Below are 25,852 nucleotides of genomic sequence, written 5' to 3'. Positions count from 1 at the left end.
ACCCTGACAAAAATAAATCATGAACAAAATAATAGCATTTATAATTGCCGGATTATTCAACTTTCAGATTCAATTGGCTTTCAGTCAGGCCAACCGTCAATTGAATAACATTTCTGTCACAAAAATCAACAGCAATATTTTGCCAGCCAGCACCGGTACATTATCATTTGGCAGCAGTGCCAAAACATGGTATGTGCTTCAACTTTCCGAAACGTTATACCTGAATGGATTTCCGACATTTCGGGCTCCGGGGACCGGAAATATTCTAATAGGTGATACCAAAAACTCTACCATGTCCGGTAATTACAATACCATCGCCGGTTACCTAAGTGGGAAAGCAATCACAACCGGACATAATAATACGGGAATTGGAGCGCAAACTTTATATTTCACAACAACAGGTTATTCAAATACAGCTATTGGCTATTCAATGTCGCCGAATGTAACCGGCTATTCAAATACGGGATTTGGTTCAATCAATCTTGCCGGGATTAAACCCTATAATATTGTAGCTGTAGGATCCTACGCCGTCTATGGGAATAATCCACCTGGCTTTCCGGTTCAGAACTATGCAAATTATCAAAACACTGTAGTTGGTACTGAGGCAATGTATTATAGTGGCGGCGGTTATAATAACCTGGCTATCGGTACATCATCACTCTATTCCAATACTGCAGGTTCCCACAATTGTGTAGTCGGATTCAATGCCATGTACAAAAACACCATCGGTGAATACAATGTAGCTCTCGGATATTTAAATTCACTCACAAATAAATCCGGCAACTATAATACTTCTGCTGGTGCTTATGCTTTGTTCACCAACGAAACCGGCAGCAGCAATGTAGCGGTAGGTTGGGAGGCTATGTATTACGCTACAGGTTCGTCAAATACAGCGGTTGGCTACCGTGCACTTAGAAATATAACTACCGGCAATTTCAACACAGCCATTGGTATAGAAGCTGGTAAGACGCATAAAACGGGCTCCTATATGACATTCGCCGGGCCTTATACTGATGCAAGTGAATCCGGATTCTCGGAATCAACCGCGATTGGATTCGGAAGCAGAGTAACTGCCAGCAAACAAATCCGTTTCGGATACCAATTCACTTCTGCCATTGGCGGCTCACGCCCCTGGAACAATGTAAGTGATGCCAGATTGAAAACTGATGTGGAAGAAGACGTTCCGGGCCTTGCATTAATCAATAAATTAAAGCCAGTAATTTACACTGTAGATCATGCAGCCATAGAAAAAATCCTCAACAATGAACAGCCTGTGGAAGTTAATGAAAATGGAGAAGTTGCAGAAGTGCGGCAAAGGCCCGCATCAGTTAAGACTGCAGGCTTTGTTGCCCAAGACGTGGAGAAAGCCGCAAAATCAGTTGGCTTTGATTTTGATGGTGTTGAGCGCCCACAAAATGAATCCGACCTATATGCTCTTCGCTATTCACTTTTTGTCGTTCCGTTGGTAAAAGCCGTACAGGAATTGAATCAACAACAGGAAGACAAAAAGAAGGCAATTGAACTGCTGAAAAAACAACTCGCCGGCCTGAAACAAGTCTACAAAGAACTAAATACCGGGGAAGCCAGTACCAGCCGTGAAACAAATAATTCACGGAAAAAATAATTGCTTTTCCCCGTTGGAGAATTGCAGAATTGACACATATAAGTTTGTTTTCAATCAAAAAAAACTCTATGCATTCCTGCATAGAGCTTTTCATTTAATTAAGCATCGGTGTGCATTTATGATAAACAATCAGGTATAAGCCTCTTTCACATTAAATGTGCCCGGTGAAGTTGCATTTTTGAACTTTCAACTTTGTACTCAGAACTTCCTGTATTCTCTTTTCACAAACAAATTCGCCGGTTCAAAATTAGTAATCTTCATATTTTTCCCATCCCACAGCAATTGCTTGCGACCAGCATAAGCATTAGCAACAGACTCCAAGAAATAGTATGAGTGTACCTGTCCTATAAAATCAGCGGTATTGCCTGAAGGTTTGGGTAGTCAGGAAAATAAAAAACCTGCGCTTAAAAAACCCGTTGCGGGCGCAGGTCGGGGATCGGGGTTAGCAACGGCTGACTTTTTAGATATCTTTTATAACAATTGACAGTGCAAAAACAAAATCAGTGATTTCACCCTTTTCTCAAACGGCATTAAATCTTTTTTTCACTGAATACATTTTTGTGTCGGATAATTCATAGTGAAGAGCAGTTTGCCGGTAAAATGCTGTAAGATCAAATCATCTGAAAATAAAACACCATTTCAATGCGAAACTTCTACTCTGTCGAAGCGAAACCAAAAGCATTTTTAAATCGCATCAAATTTAAAAGAAGAAGTGCGCGCAGACAATACTGATTGTTAGGTATTTTCTGAGTACATATTCAATGAAAAGATTATAGAAAACACCCAAATGGAAAAAATATCCGGAAGCAGACAATCACCTTCGCGCTATTGTGATTCTGAAAAATCCAAACCATTTTATGCAACCTCTTTTTGAAAAGCAGACCGATAAAATCTGGAAAAAAATAAGCAAGCCCGACCAGATCAATGATTTTACTTTCGATGTCAATATTTACAAACGTCTGCTCGATTTCTTTATGGCTGGTGATTACTACTATTATGTCACCAACCTCCGGGATATGAAATTCGACCTCGTGAGTAATGAAATCTCGGAAGTGCTCGGTTATCCTCGTGATCAGATTAATGTTCCAATGATTCTGAGCAAAATTCACCCGGAAGATCAATCCTGGTTTCTGAATTTTGAAAGCAAAGTAGCTGACTTTTATAGTGGGCTAACGATGGATAGAATTCCCAATTACAAGGTCCGTTACGATTACAGGATTCAAAAAGCTGATGGCAGTTATATCCGGATTTTGCAACAGGTGATTTCAGTTCAGTTTGAGGATAACCGCGTGATACGAACGTTCGGTGTACATACCGATATCAGCCACCTCAAGATGCATGGAACGCCGGTGTTGTCGCTCATCGGCATGAATGGAGAACCTTCATATGATGATGTCAAAGTTGATAATCTCTTCGAAGCCGGAACCACAGGATTAACCCGAAGAGAAACGAAAATCCTCACACTGCTCGCCGCGGAAAATCCAGCGCCGAAATCAGTGAACAATATTTCATCAGCAAACATACTGTAAACACACTCAGAAAAAATTTATTGGAAAAAACAGGCTGTACAAAAACTGCGGATCTGATTGCGCATGCGCTGAAGAGAGGACGGATTTGGGAAGGACGAAGTATGAAGGACGAAGTATGAAGGACGAAGTAGGAAGTGCGATAGGGAAATGAGAGTGGGAGAGCAAGTTGTTACTAGCGGGCAATGGTAATTTGAAGATGAGACCTATCACTGTCATCACTTAAAACAATGGTGTACAGGCCTGCAGGCATCCTGCTTACATCAACTGTAGTGAAGGTTCCGGAAAAATATCTTTCCAGGAGAACCCTTCCTGCTCCATCAACCATTTGTAACCTGATTTTTTTCAGTGGGAGGTTTTTGTTATGAAGATATAATGCCGAACTTGCAGGGTTTGGATAACAGCGGACTATAGCACCACCGATATTGATTTCGCTGCCTGAGGATGTTGCTGATAATGTGTATTGATTTGACCTTGTAACACATCCTTCCTGATTACGAATCTCCACGCTGTAGTTTCCTGTACGTATGGGTTGATACCTGTATGCAACAGCAGAAGGTATTTCAGTATTGTCAACCAGCCATTGAAACTGATAAGGGCCCTGTGCAGTTGACAGCCAGATGCCATCCCAGTGAATCGCAGGAGTGTCCGGATTTTTATCAACTACAATCTGCACTGAATCCGACAAAGCCCTGCATGAATTATTGTCTGTTACCATCAGATAATAATAGCCGGATACAGTAGCGACAATCGTATCTGCTCCCGCATTAATCAACAGGCCATCCTTCATCCATACTGGATTTAGCGTCGAATTAGTGATTAGCAACACTTCTCCGCCTTCACAAAATTTCGTTGGACCGCTGGCTATGATCACAGGATCTACCGGCAAAGAATACACGAAAATCCGGGTCGAATCAACTGTTTCACAACCATCTTCAGACGTTGCAGTCACAATATACATTCCGGCATCTGAGGTATCCGTGTTTGTTATCACAGGATTTTTTTCATTTGACAAAAATCCGCCGGGGCCCTCCCATTGATAACTAAATCGCCCGTCAACCGACAAAGTAATTGCAGAACCTGAGCAAACTGGTCCTGAATTGTATGCAGCGACGCTGAAGTTCCCGCATCCGGCAGGTTCGATTAATTCGCCACTTGAGGGATATGAGCCGTTTTTCAGGTCAAATTCACCAACAACAGAGTATATCTTACTCTGGATGTCATAGGAGAAAACAACACCCGCAGCTGCGGCTCCGCCACTTCTGGTCATCCCATATAATTTGCCATCATTTCCCTGTGTGAGACTTCCCTCGGGATAATGTCCGTAGATATACCTGAAATCATACAGTCTGGTATATACATTTAAACGAGGATCAAATGAAAAGAGGACACCAATATTGTCTTTTCCTCCAATCCGCGTTAATCCATATAAATTTCTGTCTTTAGCCTCGAATAAATTACCCGCATTATTTCCACCATTCACACCGTCAAAATCATAGTGAACTGACGTTTCTCCCGTCAGTGTATCATATGAGTATATTATCCCGAAATTGTTTGCACCACCTGCTGCCATTCCATACAGCCGGCCATTACTTGTTTGAATAACATTTGCCACAGGATATTGACCTTTATGTGAGTCAAAATGAAACAGCACTTCGTAACTGCTATCAGTAAGGTCGAATGAAAACAACACACCGAGATTTAAGTTCCCCCCGGTTTGTGTGGTGCCAATCAATTTGTCTGTTTGGGTGATCAGCAGGCTACCTTCGGGACCATTACCATTGCTGCCGTTGAAATCGAATAACCTGGTAAAGATATGGGTGGCCGGATCAAATGAATAGATAGTACCGAAACCATATTGCCCGCCTCCACCTGTCAAACCGAACAGTTTTCCATGTTGACCTTTGACGAGTTTACCAGATGGATTGGCTCCGTCTGAAAAATTAAAATCGTACAGTTTTGAATACCGGTTGAGCGTAGTATCAAAACAGAATAACACCCCCAGCCCATTATTTCCACCGCCGTTTGTAACACCATATAGTTTTCCTGAGTTACCAAATACAAGGCTTTCCTGGGGCCTTGAACCATGTACATTGCGGAAATCGTACAATAGTTCGTCTGACCCGTCAGTCGGATTGAGCGCATATAGTGTTCCAAGTTCCGGAATCCCGCCGGCTTCAGTAGTCCAGTACCATTTTCCATCGTTCGCCGCAAGGATCTCGGTACAGTGAAATTTTCCCAGTGTTTGTGAAAGATCAAGATTTGATGTAAATATGTGATGAGCTATATCGAAAGATTCAATAGTTCCCTCAGCGCCGTCTTCTCTGTTTTTAAAACCCACCAGCCGCATTTCATCCTTTTTAAGGAAACTAATAGTGATCGCAGTATCAGCAAGCTTAGTATATTTTTTAGAACGCGGATCAAATGAAAAGATCACGCCTTTATCCGAAGTTCCACCTTCAGCGGAACCGTATAAAATACCACCAGGACCAGCAATCAGATGACTGGTTGGATCTATGGCTTCGGAGGGTTGAAGCCTGTATAATTCCTGAATTGAATTTTGGTAAACGCTGAAAACTATTCCGCTTCTTCCGATTCCATAGATTCCTCCACTACTGCTCACCGTTAGTCTGCTGTAAAATGAATATCTGTCGACATCGGTCGAATTAAATATCAGGTAATATCCGCCGCTTTCAGGATCAATACCATATACAGTCCCATACGATACCGGAGTTTGCGTGGGAGTAGTCCCATAGAGTTTTCCGTCAGGTGCCGCTACCAGTCCTGAGACCGGGCTGACCCCCGGGAATGCCGAACTGAATTCATGTAACTTGTTATAGACATGAGAAACCGGATCAAAGGAAAAAACGACGCCGGAGATACCACTTTCTCCCTGTGTTACGCCGTAAAGCAAGCCATTTCTCGCCTGCACTAACGGACCTACCGGGTTCACACCGTTTTCCGGAGAAAATTCAAATTCTTTCTGGAAAATTTTGCCAACAGGGTCCCAGGAAAAAATTGAACCAACTCCGAATTTTCCCCCGTTGCGCGTCATCCCGTACAGTTTCCCATCTTTTGCCTGCATTAGTCCTCCTGCCGTGGCAGGATTCAGAATATCTTCAGGAAAACCGTACAATGAAGTAATGGTGCCCGTGGAAGTTTCCACCTTTATAATATCACCATTATTATACCCTTCAGATTGAGTCACACCATACAATACCGGCTGGGCAAACAGCATTTTCACCGGCCAGATCAGGCACGAAAGAATAAGAATAGGTAACCGTTGCATTCAATATCTGTTAGTGAACTTCAGAAGATATCTTCTGCATGCAGAAAAAAGTCTTTCAAAATAAAATACCAGTTTCGGAAATCCGAGGATGCAGATCACCTGTTGGTATGATTGAAATCATTTCATACCGGGCTGAGATCAGGTAGGTATAAAATGAAAACCACCCGGGACGGGTGGTTTGTTATCTATTAAAATATCCTCGTTTAGCTCAACCGGACTTTTACATATCCTGAGAAAAGTATGTTTTCGTTTAGAACTTACGGTACACTCTTTTTACAAACTGATTGGCTGGTTCAAAATTCGTGATGCGCATGTTCTTTCCGTCCCACAACAATTGCTTGCGACCAGCATAGGCACTGTCTCCTTTTTTAGAAGGATCGCGATAAGCGTAGCTTCGGGTGGCAAGATTTCCCATCAGCACCGTTTCTGTAAGAGGCCCTGCCAGAGAAAACGCGGAGCTGGTATAGGTACCCCATCCTTTTTTGCAGGCATTGGTCCATTGGGTCTGGTGGCCTTCAGAACCGCGAGGTACAAATTCCTGTTTTGCCTTAGGTAACGCAGCCTCATTCATATTTCGGGTAGGCAATAACGTTGGCTTCCTTCCGAAAAGGCCTGCCATCAGTTTGCCTTTGGTACCTTCGAAGATAATGCCGCCATCCCACTCTCCCATCGCTTCGTCGGGGAGCAGCTCTGCCGGACGTTTGGGTTTGATCCCTCCATCATACCAAATCATTTCGACAGGCACCATGTTATTTCGCGCAGGGAACTGGATGTGTATTTTTGCAGATGGCGGACAGCTGTCATCGTAATGAGCTTCCTGGAAAAAGCCTGTGTACACCGAACCAACACTGCATTCTACCGCTGTCGGGTAACCGAGTCGGAGTGCACGGAAAGGGACATCGATAAAGTGGCACCCCATATCACCCAGAGCTCCTGTTCCATAATCCCACCAGCCGCGCCAGTTGGTAGGCAGGTACACATGATTATATCCACGTTGCGGAGCTGTGCCCAGCCAGAGATCCCAGGCAACTTCTTTGGGAACCGGTTCTACTTCTTTTGGTGTCGGGATACCCTGCGGCCATGCGGGTCGGTTCGTCCATACATGAACCGTATGCACATCTCCGATCACCCCTTCCTGAATCCATGTTTCTACTTTGCGTGTATCATCACCACTGCTTCCCTGGTTGCCCATTTGGGTAACTACTTTGTATTTCTGTTCTGCTTCTGTAAGTAACCGAGCTTCAGAAATATCATGTGTCAGTGGTTTTTCTGTATATACATGTTTCCCCAATTGCATTGCCGCAATGGTCTGTACATAGTGCATGTGGTCAGGCGTACTTACAAGTACTCCATCGATTCTTTTTCCTTCCTTATCCAGCATCTCCCTGTAATCTTTATAATAAGGAGCATTGGGCCAGTTTTTGCGCGCCTCAACAGATTGACGATCGTCGACATCACAAAGCGCTACAATATTTTCAGCACCTTTATTATAAGACAGGTTCAGATTGACAATACCCTTACCACCGGTTCCGATTGCTGCAATGTTGAGTTTATCGCTCGGAGAGATATAACCTTTACCAAGAACATGACGCGGTACAATATAAAAGCCCGCAGCAGAAAGGGAGAGATTGCGGATAAATTTTCTACGGGATCCAGATACATATGGCATAATTGGAATTTTTTTTTAAGGTAGGAAAAAAATGTGAGAGGGAGTTGAAAGTTGAAGATTGAATGTTTACAGTAGTCATAGTTCATAGTTCGTAGTTCATAGTGAAACAGCCGTATTTTTGGGAGATCAGAATACAGCTTTTGAAAACTGAAAACCGAAAACTGAAAACTGTAATAAAAAATCAGGTTAACTGTTATGTAGAAACAGAAACAGAAAGAGAAACAGTAAACCGGCTGTTCAAAATATGAACTATGAACTATGAACTTTCGTGGGAAGATTTTGAAAAAGTAGATATGCGTGTTGGTACGATAATAAGCGCGGAAACATTTCCGAATGCAAGAAAACCTGCATATAAATTACAAATCGATTTTGGTGATCTGGGAATTAAAAAATCATCGGCACAGATCACCAAATTCTATTCACCAGATGAGTTGACAGGAAGACAAATTATCGCTGTTGTGAATTTTCCTGTAAAACAGATCGGCAATTTTTTCAGCGAATGCCTGGTGCTGGGAGTATATAATGAAGAAAAAGATGTCATTCTTCTTCAACCGGGTATGAAAGTAACCAATGGAATGAAAATCGGTTAGGCCTGATGGTAGAACAGTTAACAACTTACGGGTTTTTAAGTCCGGCAGGGATGCTGCAAATCAAGGCCAGTGATAGAAGCCTTGTAGCATTGCACTTTATAAGTAACGACCCGATGCAGCCAAGGGGCGAAATTAAAATGAATGAATTGCCCGACAATATCATTATTTATGAAACTGTGGCACAATTAAAGGAATATTTTGCAGGCAGCAGGATTGATTTTTCCATACCCCTTCGCCCCGAAGGGACAGAGTTCCAGTTAAGAGTTTGGGAAAAACTAACACATATCCCCTACGCCAGGACCATCAGCTATCAGCAACTGGCAATCCTACTAGGCGATCCTAAATGTATCCGGGCTGCAGGTACCGCGAATGGCAGAAATCCCATTGCTATTATCATTCCATGTCATCGGGTGATTGGCTCCAATGGCTCTATGGTGGGATATGGCGGCGGTGTTTGGCGGAAACAATTCCTGCTCGCACTCGAAAACCGAATTGGAAATGGTGCAGCAGAATTGTTCGATTGATCTTCCTATAACAATTCTTCAATACAATGCGGGCCTGTAATATCAGTACTTGAATCCGGGAACCAACTCCATCCATACATTCCAGAACAGAAAATATTCGCGACGTTGATTGACATAGTAAGGTCATGGAACGAAGAAAATGAATGGATAAACAATCTCTGTTCAAATGACAATGTTTTCTCAATTCGTTTCTGCCGCTATGCTTATCCGTTACCTGTATGGACGTACAGGGACAGGAAGTATACGAAAAGTTCAGTGTATTAAGAGATCGGAGCGACAATGGTAAAGACACTACCTGTGCCATGAATTTTTTGGGGCGACCTGGTGTAAACTCTGTGTGGAAGTGTGACCTATTTTTAAAGAGCTTTCTGAAAATAAGGCTGGAAATGGTGCGCCGTTTAAATTGATTCTCATCAGCCTGGATTTCAAAAATGATCTGGAGAAAAATGAACTAATTAATTGCGGATTTTGTAAAGCAGTAATATCAACTTTTCATCGATAAAAACCGGTTATGAAATGAACATCAAAAATCGGTATCACAAAGTTGTTGCTTTTCATTGGGACAGCAGCTTTTCCTAATTCCAGCGATGGATATCAACTGGGACAAAAAGCGGATGATTTCAGATTAAAAAATTTATACGGTAAAATAATATCACTTAAGGACTATTCAAGGGCTTTCTCGTGATATTCACGTGCAATCATTGCCAGGTTGCGAAAGCATATGGGCAAAGGAGTATCGATTTTAGTAATAAGTCTGCATCACAGGTTTATCCTGTTTATCGCGAATAATCCTGCAAATCCGGATCTTTTCGCAGATGATGGCTTCGAAGCTATGCAGGCCAGAGCAAAAGAACAGAAACGTTTTATCTGCCTTTTTGATGAGGACAAAAAGTATATCCAACGCTCGGGGCAATAAAAAATTTTCATGTGTTCCTGCTGTCTAAGGACAGGATTTAAATACATCGGTGCTATTGACGATAATTCACAGGACGCTTCAGCTGTGAAAGTCAAAATTGGTGGAAAATGCAATAGCCGCATTGGATAAGGGTTCTATGTCTGACCCCTCATAGAATAAGGCAGTGGCCTGCGGAATCAAATAGCTAAAACATGATATCATTCATTAAACGGGAAATCTGAATCTTCCCGTTTTTTACTATCAGCTCCGAATCAGAATCGATGATTCTCATTGCCCATCACCTGCAAAATTTCTCACAAATTGGTTTCAGCCCAGCAAGTTATTTAAAGCGAAGGCATCTAAACACCGTCACTCGAATGGACCTTTTTGATCCATATGCCATCAATCCGATATATTAACATTTTCAACCTATTATTTTGGGGATGGCTTAATTTCGCAGTCTCATGAAAAAAAACAGCATTTGTTTCCTTGCTTTTTTGTTTTTAGTCGCTTCCTGTAAAGAGAAAAAAAATGTGGTTGCGGCGCCTCCTCCCGGCTCACCAAATGCAGCCGCAGTTTCTGTGGAAGGATTTATGATCAAGCCTACTGCGATCAGTGAAACCTTTGATGTTACCGGAAATATTCTGCCGTACGAAGCGACCGAGATAAGACCTGAAATTTCAGGCCGGGTAGTTCAACTGAATATTAAAGAGGGAACCAATGTCGCCAGGGGTACATTGCTGGTCAAATTATTTGACGGTGATCTCCAGGCCGAATTGAAAAAGCTGAAAGTCCAGCTGCAGATCGCTGAAAAAACCGAGGAACGCCAGCGGGAACTTCTGAAGATCAGCGGTATCAGTCAGCAGGATTACGACTTAAGTCTTCTTTCGGTAAATAATATTAAGGCAGATATTGAACTGGTAGAAGTGAATATAAGCAAAACGGAGATCAGGGCACCTTATGCAGGCAGGCTTGGACTACGCAACATCAGTCCTGGGGCATATATCACTCCTGTTAATGTATTGACTACAATCAGCCAGGTCAACCAGATGAAAATGGAATTCAGTATTCCTGAAAAATACAGCTCACAGATCAGGAACGGTATGGATGTCAATTTCAGGATTGATGGAAGTAATGAAAATTACAAAGCCAAAGTGGTAGCCACTGAAAGCAGTGTTGAACAGAATACAAGAAACCTGCGGGTGAAAGCGGTGATTAACGCGGCTGATAAATATCTGGTTCCGGGAAATTTTGCAAAGGTTGAAGTGGTATTAGGGAAAAATAACGAAGCAATCATGATACCAACAGAAGCTGTAATTCCGGTTTCAAGAAACAAGCAGGTGGTTTTGTACCGGGGCGGAAATGCTTCTTTTGTTGATGTGTCAACGGGTATCAGGGATTCTAGTATGATACAGGTAACGCAGGGGTTGAATTTTGGAGATACGCTCATAACAACAGGTTTACTGTTCTTACGTAACGGCTCCAAAGTAAAGCTGTCCAATATTAAATAACGATTAGCCGAAAAAAGGATCTGATGAATTTATCAGAAATCAGTATAAAACGGCCGGTACTCGCTGTTGTATGTTCTATCGTGATCATCATCTTCGGTGCTATCGGTTATACGTTCCTGGGAGTAAGGGAGTATCCGGCCATTGACCCGCCGGTGGTAAACGTTAACACCTCTTATATTGGTGCGAATGCTGAAATTATTGAACAGCAGATCACCGAGCCATTGGAAAAAGCAGTGAACGGTGTTGAAGGCGTAAAGAGCATAACTTCTTCAAGTGCACAGGGTTCCAGCAGTATCAACGTGGAATTTGAATTGGGTGTTGACCTGGAAAAAGCTGCAAATGATGTACGTGAAAAGGTTTCACAGGCGAGTCCTAATTTACCGCAGGATATTGATGCACCTCCAACTGTGTACAAGCAGGATTCGGATTCCGATCCGATCATCTTTCTCCAGATGCAGAGCAGTAAACGCACATTGCTTGATCTGACTGATTTTGCTGAGAATATTGTACAGGAAAGATTGCAGACAATCAGCGGGGTTAGCGGCGTTAATATTTTTGGGCAGCGAATTTCAATGAGGATATGGTTTGATCCGGTTCGCCTGGCGGCCTATCAACTGACGATTGCCGATGTAAGAAATGCATTAGACCGCGAAAACATCGAACTGCCTGGTGGAAAAGTAAGAGGAAGCAATACAGAACTTACTGTTAAAGCATATGGAAAACTTACGACAGAAGATGATTTCAATAACCTGATCATCACACAGGATGCAGGCCGTATCATCAGGCTGAGAGATATTGGTTATGCGCAACTCGGACCAGAGAATGAAGAAAGTTCTACCAGGAAAAATAATATTAAATCCGTAAACCTTGCAATAGTTGCATTGCCTGGCTCCAACCAGGTAGCAATAGCGGATGAAGTTTATAAAAGACTCGAAGTGATCAAAAAGGATATGCCTGATGATATCCTTCTTGAAATTGGATTTGATCGTTCAACGTTTGTCCGTAAAGCCATCGATGAAGTTGAAGAGACATTAGTGATCGCCATAGGATTGGTAGTAATCATTATTTATCTCTTTTTCCGTGAGTGGTCGATCGCATTCCGTCCCTTGATTGACATCCCGGTTTCATTGATTGGTGCATTTTTCATCATGTACATTGCCGGCTTCTCGATCAATGTACTTACTTTATTATCCCTTGTACTTGCGACCGGTCTTGTGGTGGATGATGGTATCGTTGTGACGGAGAATATATTTAAAAAGATGGAACAGGGTATGGACAGATTCAAAGCTGCCCGTGAAGGTTCCAACGAAATCTACTTCGCCGTAATCGCAACTTCCATTACACTCGCGATTGTATTTCTACCGATCATATTTCTGCAGGGATTTGTCGGACGGCTCTTCCGTGAATTCGGCATCGTTGTAGCCGGCGCTGTTTTGATATCTGCATTTGTATCACTAACGCTGACGCCTGTACTTAATATTTACCTGACGCGCAAAGGTGGCATCAGGCATTCCTGGTTTTACAGAAAGTCAGAACCGTTTTTCCGCGGAATGGAAAATGGTTACCGAAATGTACTGGCAGGCTTCATGAAAGCCAGATGGGTTGCATTGATTATTGTTCTTGCCTGCGTTGCTTTGATTTATCTTATTGGTAAAGGGTTACCCTCTGAGCTGGCACCGCTGGAAGACAGAAATCGTTTAAGGGCAACTATTCTGGCACCTGAAGGAACCGATTTCGACTATATGGACAAAGTAGTCTATGACGTGGTAGAGAAAATAATTGATTCAGTGCCCGAACGTTTTGTCGTGCTATCTTTTGCACCTGGCTTCCGGGGATCTGGTGGTTCAAATTCTGCAATTATCAGCATGGGGCTGACTGACCGTGAGGAGAGAGTGAGAACGCAGGATCAGATTGCCGCCCAAATGAACCGGATGTTTAGAAATTTTTATGAAGTTCGTGTTCTGACCGTCCAGGAACAGACGATATCCGTGGGGTCAGGTGGACGTACTTCCCTGCCGGTACAGTTTGTAATTCAAAACCTGAGTTTTGAAAAACTAAAAGAAAAGGTTCCCGACTTTATGGACGAAGTTGGAAAAAGCCCGGTGTTCCAGGGATTTGATGTGAATCTGAAATTCAACAAACCGGAACTACAGGTAACAATCGATCGTTTGAAAGCAAGCGAGCTCGGAGTTTCCATCCTGGATATTACGAACACTTTGCAGATGGCTCTCAGTGGACGACGCTTTGGGTATTTCATCCGCAATGGTAAACAGTACCAGGTGATCGGGCAGGTAGATCGTAAGGACCGGGATGCTCCTCTGGACCTGAAAGCCTTTTATGTCCGCAACAGAAACGGACAACTTTTTCAACTTGACAATGTTGTCAATGTTGCTGAAGCTGCGAACCCGCCTACGATTTATCATTTCAACAGGTTGAAGAGTGCCACCGTTCAGGCGGGTCTTGCACCGGGCAGAACACTTGGAGAAGGCATCAAGGAGATGGAAAGGATAAAAGAAAAAGTGCTTGATGAAACTTTCAGTACTTCATTGAGCGGTTCATCCCGTGACTTTGCTGAAAGCTCATCCAATACCATGTTTGCATTCGTGCTTGCCATCGTGTTGATCTATCTTGTACTTTCTGCACAGTTTGAAAGTTTCGTCGATCCGTTCATTATCATGATCACGGTACCACTTGCGCTTGCGGGTGCTGTAGTAAGTCTTGCGATATTCGGTCAATCGCTGAACATATTTTCACAGATCGGCATTATCATGCTGATAGGTCTTGTGACAAAGAATGGTATTCTTATTGTGGAATTTGCAAACCAGATCCGTGAGTCCACAGGTAAAGATAAATTTGCTGCGGCGCAGGATGCAGCTGTAGCTAGGTTGCGCCCGATCCTGATGACAACTCTTGCTACATCACTTGGTGCGTTACCGATTGCTGTTGCGTTGGGTTCTGCGGGAGCGAGCCGTGTTCCGTTGGGAATTGTGATCGTCGGTGGGATGTTATTCGCACTCGTACTGACTCTTTTCGTTGTACCTGCTTTATATAGTTATATCTCGAGGAAAAAACATAAAGTTCATGAAGAGGAGCCTCTTGTTCATAAGTCTGATCATTAGTGTTGGTGTCAGTGCGCAGGATAGTTTACTTACTGCGCAGCAGGTATTGGATATGGCCATTCAGAATAACCTAAGGGTTCAGATTGCCAGGGCAGATATCGATATTGCAAAAATCAATAACAACTGGGGTAATGCCGGCAGGTGGCCGGTAATTACTGCGGGCATTTCCAATACTGAAGCATTTACCAATATCAATCAGAAGTTAACCAATGGTAACGAGATCGTCAGTAAGGGAGCTACCAACAATATTCTTTCTGCTAACCTTTCGGTGAACTGGAGGTTGTATAACGGTATGCGTGTTGTTGCCACTAAAGAACGCTTCAAAGAACTGGAGAAAATTGGCGAGATCGCATTCAGACAGGAAGTAACGCAACTGAGCTACGATGTGCTTATCGTATATTATAACCTCGTGCGATTGCATCAGCAGGTGCAGGCTACTTCCGGCATTATTGCTTTATCTGAAGAACGCTTCAAAATAGCTGAAACAAGATTTAATGTAGGTAGTGCTGCGAAAACAGACATGCTCCAGGCTGAAATAGATCTGAATGCACAAAAAATAGTACTCGAAAATCTCCAACAGCAAATCCGCCAGACTAAAATCATTCTTAACAATCTTCTCAAACGTGAACCCGAACAACCAGTCGATGCAGCAGACACTGCAGTTCTGATTCAGCCGATATCATTGAAAGACTATACTGCACGGGCAGATACACAGAATTTTCAGCTGCTACTTGCGCAGCGCGACAGAGCAGTATTGCTGCAGGACAGAAGAATCATCAATGCTCAAAGACTGCCTGTTCTCAGTCTTACCAGTGTGACCAACTATAACCGAAATGTCGCTTCTGCAGGTTTCTTCCTTACCAATCTTACCTACGGCCCCAATATAGGTATAGGGCTGGCGGTTCCTATTTTTAACAGCAATATTGTAAAAACCCAGTTGCGTGTCAATGAGGTGCAGCTTAAACAACAACAGTTACAAACCGATCTGCTTCGAACACAGATTCAAAGTGACCTGCATGTTGCTTTCCAGGAATACCTGACAGCACTGCGTGTTGCTGAAGTAGAAAAAAAGAATGTTGACATTGCAGAAGAGAACAACTTTATTGCAACTGAAAGATTCAGAAAACTGCAAAGTAATTCCATCGAACTCAGGCAGGCGCAACTGAGCTTAACAGATGCGCGTGACCGTTATATCAATGCACAGTATCGGGCAAAACTCGCAGCGACGAATATTCAATTGCTGGCGGGAGAAGTGATGATCTATTAGGTTGAACGTTATACGTTCAACGTCAAACGTAATAACCCATGAGTGAAAGAACCTGCTGAATTGCAATTGTTTCTTTCCGGTAATTCGTAGGACGGGAAAAATCTTCCGGACAATCATCCGCCAAAAAATCGCAAGCGCTCACGTTCTACGTTCTACGTTTAACGTTCAACGCAATTCGGTTCCTTCAAAAGCAAATGGCAATAAGCTTTTAGCGGATTCAAATACAAACACTTCGCCTTTCATTCCGCTCAGGATTAGTCTCACCGGGTGTTTCATCCTGTCTTCGAATTCGGCAAGACTCTGACGGCAGATTCCGCAAGGTGCCACGGGATGATCGCTTCCGTCGCGGTGGTTATCGTAGCTCACTGCAAGCGTATCAATTGATTCACCAGGACAAACAGAAGAAACAGCCGCAAGTAATACGCGTTCGGCGCAAAGGCCAACAGGAAAAGATGCATTCTCCTGGTTAGTACCATGAATGATTTCACCGCTATCCATTCGTGCTACAGCAGCTACATGATAGTTGGAATATGGTGCATAAGACAAGCTGGTTTGTGATCTCGCTTCATTCAGCAGCCATTGATCATCCTTTCCCAGTTCATCGATTGATGTATAAGAAGTGTATTGAATCAGCTTTTGTTTTTTTTCCATATGCAATCCATGTTTCGCAAAGCAGAAAAAAATCATGCTTTACCTGATCGACTTAAACAACCTGTTCCACCTTGGCCCATGTTGCCAGCTGAAAAATATCAGGGAAGCTTTACCAACCACATGGTCCTCGGGTACAAAACCCCAGAATCTTGAATCCTGTGAGTTGTGCCGATTATCACCCATCAGCCAGTAATAATTCATCTTAAAAGTATATGTCGTTGCAGGAACCCCATTGATGATGTATTTACCACCCTGGATATCAAACTTATTATTTTCATAAACTTCGATGATCCTTTGGTATAATGCAATGTTTTCGGGTGTGAGCGTCACTGAACTTCCTTTTGCCGGTACCCAAAGCGGACCAAAATTATCTTCTGACCACCTGAAGTGAGCAGTGTCGTGAGGAAAAGTATTACCGAAGCCCGCGCGATTAAGATCTTTCATCACTGAACCGCGAATCACAAAAGGAAAACTCATCACTTTCCTTGCCTGCTCTTCAGTCATGTTTATCAACCAGGTATTCGGTTTGCCCGGTACCTGCATCATGTCACGCTGACCATCATCATCACCTGTAATATTCAGCTCTTCGGTAAGAAACTCTTCCGGGAACGTTCCCTTGCCATCTGTGGTGACGTAATAAGGAACTTCAGATTTCGGTGGTACTTCACCGGGTTTTCCATTCACATACAAAAGCCCATCTTTAATCTGCAATGTATCACCAGGTATTCCCACGCAACGCTTAATGAAATTCTCTCTTTTATCTACTGGCCTGACGAGAATATCATCGCGTTCCGCAAGCAGCGTCTCCCTTGTTCCGCCAGGTCTGAACGTAGGATAACTCCTGAGATAATCATAATAGTTGACCTCTGATTGATATTCCGCAATGACTGTATCTCCCACGGGGTAGTTGAAAACAACAACATCATTTCTTTTCACCGGGCTTTCGAACAATCTCTTGTAAGGAAGTTCAATCCACTCGAGGTAAGATTTCGAATTAGTAATAGGTAAAGTATGATGAACAAAAGGAAAGGATAAAGGAGTTTTTGGAAGACGCGGACCATAACTGGTCTTACTGACGAAAAGAAAATCATTCACCAGCAAAGTCTTTTCCATTGATCCCGTTGGAATTGTGTATGCTTCAAAAACGAAAGTGCGGATAATCGTAGCTGCCACAATTGCAAACACACCTGCGTCTATCCATTCCCGTGCGGAAGATTTTTTATAGTTATCAACAACCTTTTTCCCTGCGAATCTTTCATTTTTCGAGTACCCGAGATAAGGAAAATAAATGAATGGAAAGAAAACGGCGGCTGCATGATGTAATACTGAAAACCGACCGAAATATTCTACAAATCGTATGTACAACCAAATCGTGATGAACTGACCGGCGATCGGAATAAACTGCAGGAAAAACCAGTATTTTTTGATCTGCATTTTATTCACCATCTCCCATGTGTTATAATATGGGATCAGTGCTTTCCATGGTTCAATTCCGGCTTTGCGGAACATACCGTACAAGCCTATGTGAAAGCCGATGGTACAGACAATAAATATAATCCAGCCAATACTCATTCAATCAGGAATTTAGGGTGCAAAATTAGTGTAAAATGAACGATTCCCTTAGTTTGTCGCAATTGCAGTTTAAAAATTACAGATCCCGTGGCGATGGCCATAAAAATGCTGAATTCACCCAACGGGGGATTGTTCACAATACATACTGCATTTCAGTCAGATGATCTGTAAAGCAGGCAGTTCTGACTATTTACGGGGGATCACATAATTACTTACATCAGAGGATGAAATAGATTTTCCTGAAAGGATTATTAATCTTTCGACAACATTTCGCAATTCCCTGATATTACCTGTCCAGTTATGCGACTTTAAAGCCTCTATTGCATCACTATCAATGGCTTTCCTGGCGATCCCGTATTCCTGACAGATATCATCAAGGAATTTCTCTACCAGCAGCGGGATATCATCTTTTCTGTCGTTAAGCGATGGAACATGAATGATGATAACACTTAGTCGATGGTAAAGATCAAGGCGGAATTGTTTCTCTTCCACTTCTGCCAGTAAATCCTTGTTGGTTGCTGAAATGACTCTTACATCTACACTGATATCTTTATCGCCGCCTACGCGGGTGATTTTGCCCTCCTGCAATGCACGTAAAACTTTGGCCTGCGCACTCAGACTCATATCTCCTATTTCATCCAGAAACAGAGTTCCTCCGTGAGCCTGTTCAAATTTTCCGATCCGTTGCTTCACGGCAGATGTAAAAGATCCTTTTTCGTGACCGAAGAGTTCGCTTTCGATCAGTTCGCTGGGGATCGCAGCGCAGTTGACTTCAATCAGCGGGGATTTATTGCGATTGCTTTTTTCGTGTAGCCAACGGGCTACCAGTTCTTTACCGACTCCGTTTTCACCGGTTACCAGCACACGGGCATCTGTAGGTGCAACTTTCTCTATGGTATCTTTTATTTTGACAATCGCAGGGGACTGGCCAATCATTTCATCCACCCTGGTGACCTTTCGACGCAGAACTTTTGCTTCGGTAACGAGGTTGGTTTTGTCGAGCGCGTTACGTATGGTAATCAATAAGCGATTGAGGTCTGGTGGCTTTGCGATGTAGTCATAAGCACCCTTTTTAACCGCCTCTACCGCTGTTTCAATGGTGCCGTGACCGGAGATCATGATCACAGGTACATCAGCGTTCAATTCATTCGCTTTGTCAAGAAATTCGAGCCCATCGATTTTTGGCATTTTGATATCACAAAGCACCACGTCATAAGCCTTCTCTTTAAATTTTTTCAATCCTTCTTCACCATCGCCCGCCTCTTCAATTTTATATCCTTCATAGGAAAGTATTTCTGATAAAGTTTTTCTGATGGCTTTTTCGTCATCGATAATCAGAATATTCGACATAAGTTTTAACAAACTTTTTGTATGGATTCACAATAGCGATACATCTCCGGGTAAAAATAGTAAATAATGATTTCATTGCCGGGCCAGCTGCTTTTTTTATCCCTTTTCCTTTCCACATTATTATCAACCAAATATTCAGAAGATTCATTACCAGGCTCATCCGAGAACGGAAGCTACGCGCAGATTAAACAGATACCAGCCCCCGAAGGTTTCTATCGTCCATCCCTGAAACCTGGCGAATTCGGCTACTGGTTGCGGCATATAGAATTAAAAAAAGACAATACTGTTTATTTATTCAATGGTTTGCAAAAGGCAAATCAGTCTGCACAATTTGCAGTTCTGGATATTTCTGTCGGTGATAAAAATCTGCAGCAATGTGCTGATGCTGTTATGCGCTTACGGGCTGAATGGCTTCGTTCAATAAATCGCAGAAGCGATATTGTTTTTTATGACAATAACCGAAAAGCCTATCGATATAACGGAAGCGATTCGGACAAGGATTTTAAAAAATACCTTGAATATGTGTATTCATGGTGTGGTACCGCCTCCCTTGAAAAACAGCTTCACTTACTGAAAAGTACAAACGAAATTTCACCAGGTGATGTAATTATCCAGGGAGGATCACCTGGTCATGCAGTAATTATTGTCGATGTTGCGGAGAACAGGAAAGGAGATCATATATTTTTACTGGCTCAAAGTTATATGCCCGCTCAGGATATTCATATACTGCGTAATCCAGTTAACAGCGACAGTAATCCATGGTATTCATTATCTATTGGGTCTGGAACTGTTACTCCGGAATGGAATTTCCCTGCGAAGACGATCAGGACCTGGTAGAAGAGAAACAGAAAACAGAGAAAAAAGATAGAATACGGAACACAGGAAGAAAATACAACAGCTTGCTTGATACTGAAGCTTACATTTTAAATCTCCTGCCTCAGCCGAAACTGAAAACTGTATCACAAATGCAAGAATAGCAAATTTAACAGAAACGTCCTGTAACTGTTCTGACAACCGACAACTCAATTGGAATACGGAATACAGGATACAGGAACTATGTGTCACAACACGCATGATTCTATCAACTAAATACTAACCCTCCTGCCTCCTGCCTCCTTACTCCTCCCTCCTGCTTTATTCAGAATTTAAAAATCGCGCCGCCGTAAATATTGCTGGTGGCCGCAGGGTTATAGTATCGGCCCCCGAATGCATTCAGATCATTACCTAGACTATATTTCTCATTCGTCAGATTATCTCCGCCAATGAAAAGCTCAAGCCTTGTTGGATTGAAATTTTTCTGCCATCCGAGGCGAAAACCTAACAGCGAATAAGGATCAGCAAAAACATCGTTTGCATCGTTCAATGGCATTGACGAAGTATAATTAAAAGTTGTATTGAGGTAGAAATTTTTCAGGAACCGGATATCTATTCCTGCAACAATTACTTCTCTTGGAACACCTGTGATCCTGTTTCCGGAATATTCATTGCTGTTTACGGTGTACTCTTCAAATGTAAAATCGTTAAGTGTAACGGTGGTGAACAGCCGAAGTTGGCTTATCACAGAAGAAGCGGGTTTCTGAATCAGCCAACCTTCGAGATATGCTTCTATTCCATTCTGCTTTGTGCCACCTGCGTTAATAAAGTATTCTGCTCCGGACGGATTAGTTCTTCTCACGATCGCATCTTCCAGGTTAAACCGGAAAAAGCTCAGATCGAACTGGAGACGACTCCTGATCAGGGTTCCTTTCACTCCAAATTCATGACTCCAGCCTTTTTCTGCCTGTAACCCGGTAGAAATTCCTCCCGCAGAAGGCCTTATCTCGGCTGTAGAAGGCGGAGAAAAGCCCCTGGAAGTTGAGACGTGAATCGCCAATGTGGGAACAGGCTTATACAAAAATCCGATGCGTGGCGCTACCTGCGCGTTAAAGTCAACAGGGACCTTTCCATTTTGCGGCTGACCGACAACACGCTCAAAACTGTTTTTGAAATCATTTACACTTAAACCAGCCTGTAGTATGAGTTTGGAAATAAACTCAAATTGAAGCTGTGTGAAAGCAAATTTTTGCGATGCCCGGACCTTATCACTTACAAGGTTCCCATCCGGTTGCCCTTTAACGTTACCTGTGCTGTCTATCCGGTAATAACCCTCCTGCCATTCAAATCCGGTGATCCAGCTCACTGGTGTATTGCCCCAGTTTCCCTCATAAATCAGCTTCTCTCTAACGCCAAAATTGTTCTCATTTCTTTTTTCATAATTTGAAATGAAAGGATTTTTGAAATCAGTAAAAGAAAAAGTTGCTGATAATGTATTTGACCAATGCGGATTGAATCTGTAGATGTCAGAAACACCGAATAGCGCCGTCCGGTTGTAGATACCTGCCTTTTGTTCTGTGGCTGAAGGCAATGCGGGAGTTGCAGGCCTTGCCTGTCTTGGATCAACTTCCATCTGTGCCTTCGTGAGTCCTCCGGGCGTCGCATAGAAGAGATCGCTTAATAGTATAAGTGCTTCGATCCTGTTTTTTTCACCGGTATTTGCCTGGAGATTTGCCTGTATCACTTCCCGCCTCATCCTGCTGTTCTCCCGGTATCCATCTGCCTGGTAATGCCCTTGCATGAATTGCCATTTTATCTTTTTCGTCCCGGAACTCCATCTGAATTCTTCAGAAAATTGTCCATAAGCACCACCGGTCAATTGAAGAGTAAAATCCTGTTTCTTTTTTAAAGTATCGACATCGGGTAAACCTGCCGGACTTTTCAATACCACAACCCCACCAGTTCCTGCACCATACATACTTCCGGCTGGTCCTTTCAGTAATTCAATATTTCCTGCTGAATTAAAATCAACCAAATTCAGATACGTGTTTCCACCAGCATCAGTCAATATGAAATCATTCCAGTAAATCTTAATATTCCTGATTCCAAACGGAGATCGAAGTAAACTACCGCGCATGGATAAACGATAACTACCTGGAGAACGCTCTTCCATTCTCACGCCTGCAACTGTATTTAAAACAGGAACGAAACTGGTATTCGAAAATCTTTGCAAATCCCGGGTACTGATATTACTTACCGAAGCCGGGATGTCCAATCTTTTTTTACCTGTTTCAAAACCCTTTACAGTTATCTCGCCAATTGATGGAATACTGTCGGCCTCTGCGGGTTGGACATCCTGCGCATTAGACCAAAAGCCAGAAAGAAGTATTGTGATCAGAAGCAAAAATCTGCACATAGAAATCAGTTTGGTTTCCGGAGCGCTAACCGGCAAAAAATCAGCCCTTTCTAATCCGGGTTTAATCTGTAAAATTAAGCCTTGAAGCCATTCATCAAAATGGCAGTTTATTGTACCCTTCCCTATAAATTTTTAAACAATCATTTATATCAGGGGTTGATCCAGTTACAGACGTATAACGGCTTTTGCGTTGATAAAAAAACCCTGCCGGGTTATAATGAGTTCCTGCCTGAATAGATAGGATAGATTTTACCGCGACGTTGGTACCGGATAATTTTTTGAAGCATCATCCACCACCAACACCCAATCATTTCCATAATCACTACTGGGAGGCTGAAATTTCACAAATGACTTTTTATTGTCTGCAGCCGGAAGGGATTGCGTTTGTCCATTCCTGGGATTGTACCAGAAAGCCGAATAGGTTGAGCCGCTTATTTTCCCGGTTTGAAGTTCAAATGATTTTCCCTGCGTACTATAGACGATGATATAACTGTTTCCCCTGCTAGCCTGTATACGGTCATGCTCAGCCGAATTTTCTTTCAATATCGTCTGATCCGGTACCCTTTCCAGCATCGGCCTGGATTCAATCAATCTCCGCAGGTACTTCATTTGTAAGGCGCCTTGCAGATTGACTGCCTCATACCAGGGAATATGTGCACCGTTCACCGGTTCCCGCTCCGGCGTATACATTTGCCAGATATCATGGCATCCATAGGTATGACCAAACCCTCCCGCCATTACATCCAGCCATGCATGTTTGCGGATATCATAGGCACTTGAAATGCCATTCTCCTTCGCATTGAAACAGACCGGGTGATCCTCGTAAAGGGTTTCCCCGTCAATCACAGGTTTGGTGGGTTTCAGATTATAGGCCACCTGCAATCTGTCCCAGATGCGGTTGTCCCGGCAATGACCTGTCTGAAACATATTGAAATCCAGCCAGGCATCATTATGAAACCATTTTGCAGAACCTGCATCCTGCAAATCATTCGGCTGTGGATGGAATGTCATTAACGCCTTATCAGCTCCTCCTGCCCCTGCTTCTATTCCTGCAGCCATTGCCCTCCAGATAGCGATATCCTGGTCATTTCTCGGATTACGATCACCACCAAGAATCCAGATAATATTTTTTCTATCTGCATATCTTTTTCCGATCCATTCTCCATAAATCCTGGCATTTGTTGGATTGAAAACTTCAGGACCCGCCCCCCATCTGTCTTTAAAAACTTTATCACCCCAGGTTGGCAAAAGACCGATGTAAAGTCCCAGCGAAGCGGCTTTATCAATGATATAGTCTACATGTTTGAAGTAAGCCTCCCTCGGCTTTGTGGGATCTGCATCTTCCAGCGGCTTCTCGTTATATGCATTTGGTGTATTGATGCCATCCATTTCAGCCAACACGACCGCCTGGATCACCGTGAATCCCTGAGAAGCCCGGATACCAAGATATTTGTCGGCCTCCGCCCTGTTCAACCGATGAAACAATTCCCAGGCTGTATCGCCTAGCCAGAAAAACGGCGTTCCATTTTCGGCTACCAGGTACCGTTTATTTTCGCTTACGCGTAGCTGTGCGTATGAATTAATCTGAATAGAAAGAACCAGAAGGAAAACAAAAACAGATTTTATTGAAACGAAAGATCTCTTTTTGGCGTGCATCGTTCATTTGGAGTTTGAAACCTAATGTACGAATTAAGAAGTTCTTGGTTCTTAGTTCTTAGTTCTTAGCCTGCCTGTCGGCAGTTTTGAACAGCCGGTTGTTCGTTCATCGTTGTTCGAAACGGGCGGCTTTTAGTTTGAAGAAGTCCGTAGTTGATTGCTTGTAAATTAAACAGTCGTAAAAAATCTATTCACTGAGTTTTTGGGAAACCGAGAACCGACTCAAACTGGCTTCTCAAAAATTCCGTAACAAATCGAGTCGACGAATTCAGGGGTTTTCGCTACACGTTCTACGTTTAACGTTTGACCCAAACTTTCCACTTTAAACCTTCTACTTCTTCAGGTACATAACTTCCTTCACCAGTTTCACCGTGCGCGCAACATCAGGAAGATATAGTGCCACGAGATTGGGCGCATAGTGCATGGGAGCATCTGCAGCTGTTATGCGGCGAACAGGCGCGTCCAGGTAATCGAACGCTTCTTTCTGAATGCGGTAAGCGATTTCGGAAGATATCGATGCAAACGGCCATTGTTCTTCAACAATCACCAGGCGGTTGGTTTTCTTTACGCTTTCCAGGATGGTATGCCAATCGAGTGGACGGATAGTACGCAGATCAATGACTTCTGCACTGATGCCTTCTTTTTCCAGTTCAACAGCAGCATTCATTGCTACTCTCATCATTTTATTAAATGAAACGATGGTCACATCTGTACCGGGGCGTTTTATATCTGCTTTTCCTATAGGAATTAAGTACTCTTCCTCTGGAACTTCCCCTTTATCTCCATACATCACTTCACATTCCATAAAAACGACCGGATCATTATCACGAATGGCGCTCTTCAAAAGTCCTTTCGCATCGTATGGATTAGCAGTAGAGATAACTTTTAGTCCGGGGATATTAGCATATAAACTTTCAAAAGCAGTGGAATGCTGAGCACCCAGCTGACCGGCTGAACCACCCGGTCCACGGAATACGATCGGGCATCCGACCTGGCCGCCACTCATGGCAAGCATTTTTGAAGCGGTGTTAAGAATCTGATCCAAAGGCAGAACGGCAAAGTTCCAGGTCATAAACTCAACAATCGGACGAAGTCCGTTCTGAGCGGCACCAACGGCTATGGCTGCAAACCCCAGTTCCGCGATAGGTGTATCTATTATTCTTTTAGGTCCGAACTCATCCAGCATTCCCTGGCTCACTTTATAGGCACCATTGTATTCTGCAACTTCCTCTCCCATCAGAAAAACTCTCTCATCACGACGCATTTCTTCCTGCATTGCTTCCCTGAGTGCTTCCCTTAAAGCGATCGATCTTGCCATAGACTCTTTTTGAGGCAGCAAAAATATTGCAAGCTCATCATTCCAGCAAATGATGTTTATTC

The 25,852-nt window shown here is 43.1% G+C and carries 18 protein-coding genes; 10 read left to right on the top strand and 8 right to left on the bottom strand.

Features of this window, described 5'->3' with window-relative positions; translation table 11 throughout:
• Window positions 1–19: 19 nt before the first annotated feature.
• From P2W82_RS00805 to P2W82_RS24750, 3 genes are all read left to right on the top strand, one after another.
• Complete coding sequence (locus P2W82_RS00805; protein WP_336513923.1) at window positions 20–1,624, top strand: tail fiber domain-containing protein; 1,605 nt, start codon at window positions 20–22, stop codon at window positions 1,622–1,624.
• An 857-nt stretch (window positions 1,625–2,481) separates the two neighbouring features.
• Entirely contained in the window at window positions 2,482–3,153 is a 672-nt protein-coding gene (locus tag P2W82_RS00800; RefSeq protein ID WP_336513922.1) for a PAS domain-containing protein, read from the top strand.
• Entirely contained in the window at window positions 3,057–3,272 is a 216-nt protein-coding gene (locus P2W82_RS24750; RefSeq protein ID WP_419555693.1) for a response regulator transcription factor, read from the top strand. Before P2W82_RS00800 ends, P2W82_RS24750 begins: the two co-directional genes overlap by 97 nt.
• 53 nt (window positions 3,273–3,325) lie before the next feature.
• Here the strand turns inward: P2W82_RS24750 and P2W82_RS00795 are convergent, their stop codons facing one another.
• Window positions 3,326–6,439, bottom strand: coding sequence for a choice-of-anchor tandem repeat GloVer-containing protein (locus tag P2W82_RS00795; RefSeq protein WP_336513921.1), 3,114 nt, complete (start codon window positions 6,437–6,439; stop codon window positions 3,326–3,328).
• 250 nt (window positions 6,440–6,689) lie between these two features.
• The gene (locus P2W82_RS00790) at window positions 6,690–8,108 is read right to left on the bottom strand and encodes a Gfo/Idh/MocA family protein (RefSeq protein ID WP_336513920.1); all 1,419 of its coding nucleotides are present in this window, start codon (window positions 8,106–8,108) and stop codon (window positions 6,690–6,692) included.
• 251 nt (window positions 8,109–8,359) lie between these two features.
• On the opposite strand from P2W82_RS00790, the gene P2W82_RS00785 reads away from it, so the two are divergent.
• The 6 genes from P2W82_RS00785 to P2W82_RS00760 all read left to right on the top strand — a co-directional run bounded on the left by P2W82_RS00785 (window position 8,360) and on the right by P2W82_RS00760 (window position 16,014).
• Complete coding sequence (locus P2W82_RS00785) at window positions 8,360–8,698, top strand: tRNA-binding protein (RefSeq protein ID WP_336513919.1); 339 nt, start codon at window positions 8,360–8,362, stop codon at window positions 8,696–8,698.
• A 5-nt stretch (window positions 8,699–8,703) separates the two neighbouring features.
• On the top strand, window positions 8,704–9,222 hold the full coding sequence (locus tag P2W82_RS00780; RefSeq protein ID WP_336513918.1) for a methylated-DNA--[protein]-cysteine S-methyltransferase: 519 nt from the start codon (window positions 8,704–8,706) through the stop codon (window positions 9,220–9,222).
• A 709-nt stretch (window positions 9,223–9,931) separates the two neighbouring features.
• Window positions 9,932–10,138, top strand: coding sequence for a thioredoxin domain-containing protein (locus tag P2W82_RS00775; RefSeq protein WP_336513917.1), 207 nt, complete (start codon window positions 9,932–9,934; stop codon window positions 10,136–10,138).
• Window positions 10,139–10,581: 443 nt separating this feature from the next.
• Entirely contained in the window at window positions 10,582–11,628 is a 1,047-nt protein-coding gene (locus P2W82_RS00770) for an efflux RND transporter periplasmic adaptor subunit (RefSeq protein ID WP_336513916.1), read from the top strand.
• Between the two features lie 23 nt (window positions 11,629–11,651).
• Window positions 11,652–14,747 (top strand): efflux RND transporter permease subunit, encoded by a 3,096-nt coding sequence (locus P2W82_RS00765; RefSeq protein ID WP_336513915.1) that lies wholly within the window; start codon window positions 11,652–11,654, stop codon window positions 14,745–14,747.
• The gene (locus P2W82_RS00760; RefSeq protein ID WP_336513914.1) at window positions 14,710–16,014 is read left to right on the top strand and encodes a TolC family protein; all 1,305 of its coding nucleotides are present in this window, start codon (window positions 14,710–14,712) and stop codon (window positions 16,012–16,014) included. Before P2W82_RS00765 ends, P2W82_RS00760 begins: the two co-directional genes overlap by 38 nt.
• A gap of 165 nt (window positions 16,015–16,179) precedes the next feature.
• On the opposite strand, the gene P2W82_RS00755 is transcribed toward P2W82_RS00760, so the two are convergent.
• The 3 genes from P2W82_RS00755 to P2W82_RS00745 all read right to left on the bottom strand — a co-directional run bounded on the left by P2W82_RS00755 (window position 16,180) and on the right by P2W82_RS00745 (window position 19,587).
• Entirely contained in the window at window positions 16,180–16,665 is a 486-nt protein-coding gene (locus P2W82_RS00755; RefSeq protein ID WP_336513913.1) for a cytidine deaminase, read from the bottom strand.
• A gap of 39 nt (window positions 16,666–16,704) precedes the next feature.
• A complete protein-coding gene (locus P2W82_RS00750; RefSeq protein WP_336513912.1) occupies window positions 16,705–18,237 on the bottom strand; it encodes a S26 family signal peptidase in 1,533 nt (510 codons plus the stop codon).
• A gap of 186 nt (window positions 18,238–18,423) precedes the next feature.
• Window positions 18,424–19,587, bottom strand: coding sequence for a sigma-54-dependent transcriptional regulator (locus tag P2W82_RS00745; RefSeq protein ID WP_336513911.1), 1,164 nt, complete (start codon window positions 19,585–19,587; stop codon window positions 18,424–18,426).
• Between the two features lie 66 nt (window positions 19,588–19,653).
• Here P2W82_RS00745 and P2W82_RS00740 point away from each other — a divergent pair, with 66 nt between their 5' ends.
• Window positions 19,654–20,424, top strand: a complete 771-nt coding sequence (locus P2W82_RS00740; protein ID WP_336513910.1) for a DUF4846 domain-containing protein — start codon at window positions 19,654–19,656, stop codon at window positions 20,422–20,424.
• 301 nt (window positions 20,425–20,725) lie between these two features.
• Here the strand turns inward: P2W82_RS00740 and P2W82_RS00735 are convergent, their stop codons facing one another.
• The 3 genes from P2W82_RS00735 to P2W82_RS00725 all read right to left on the bottom strand — a co-directional run bounded on the left by P2W82_RS00735 (window position 20,726) and on the right by P2W82_RS00725 (window position 25,790).
• Entirely contained in the window at window positions 20,726–22,816 is a 2,091-nt protein-coding gene (locus P2W82_RS00735; RefSeq protein WP_336513909.1) for a TonB-dependent receptor, read from the bottom strand.
• Window positions 22,817–23,065: 249 nt separating this feature from the next.
• Window positions 23,066–24,472 (bottom strand): glycoside hydrolase family 140 protein, encoded by a 1,407-nt coding sequence (locus tag P2W82_RS00730; protein ID WP_336513908.1) that lies wholly within the window; start codon window positions 24,470–24,472, stop codon window positions 23,066–23,068.
• A gap of 331 nt (window positions 24,473–24,803) precedes the next feature.
• Window positions 24,804–25,790, bottom strand: a complete 987-nt coding sequence (locus P2W82_RS00725) for a pyruvate dehydrogenase complex E1 component subunit beta (protein WP_336513907.1) — start codon at window positions 25,788–25,790, stop codon at window positions 24,804–24,806.
• Window positions 25,791–25,852: the final 62 nt, after the last annotated feature.

Source organism: Pollutibacter soli (assembly GCA_029269725.1).
Classification (GTDB): Bacteria; Bacteroidota; Bacteroidia; order Chitinophagales; family Chitinophagaceae; genus Pollutibacter; species Pollutibacter soli.
This window is presented reverse-complemented; position numbering and strand designations above follow the sequence as displayed.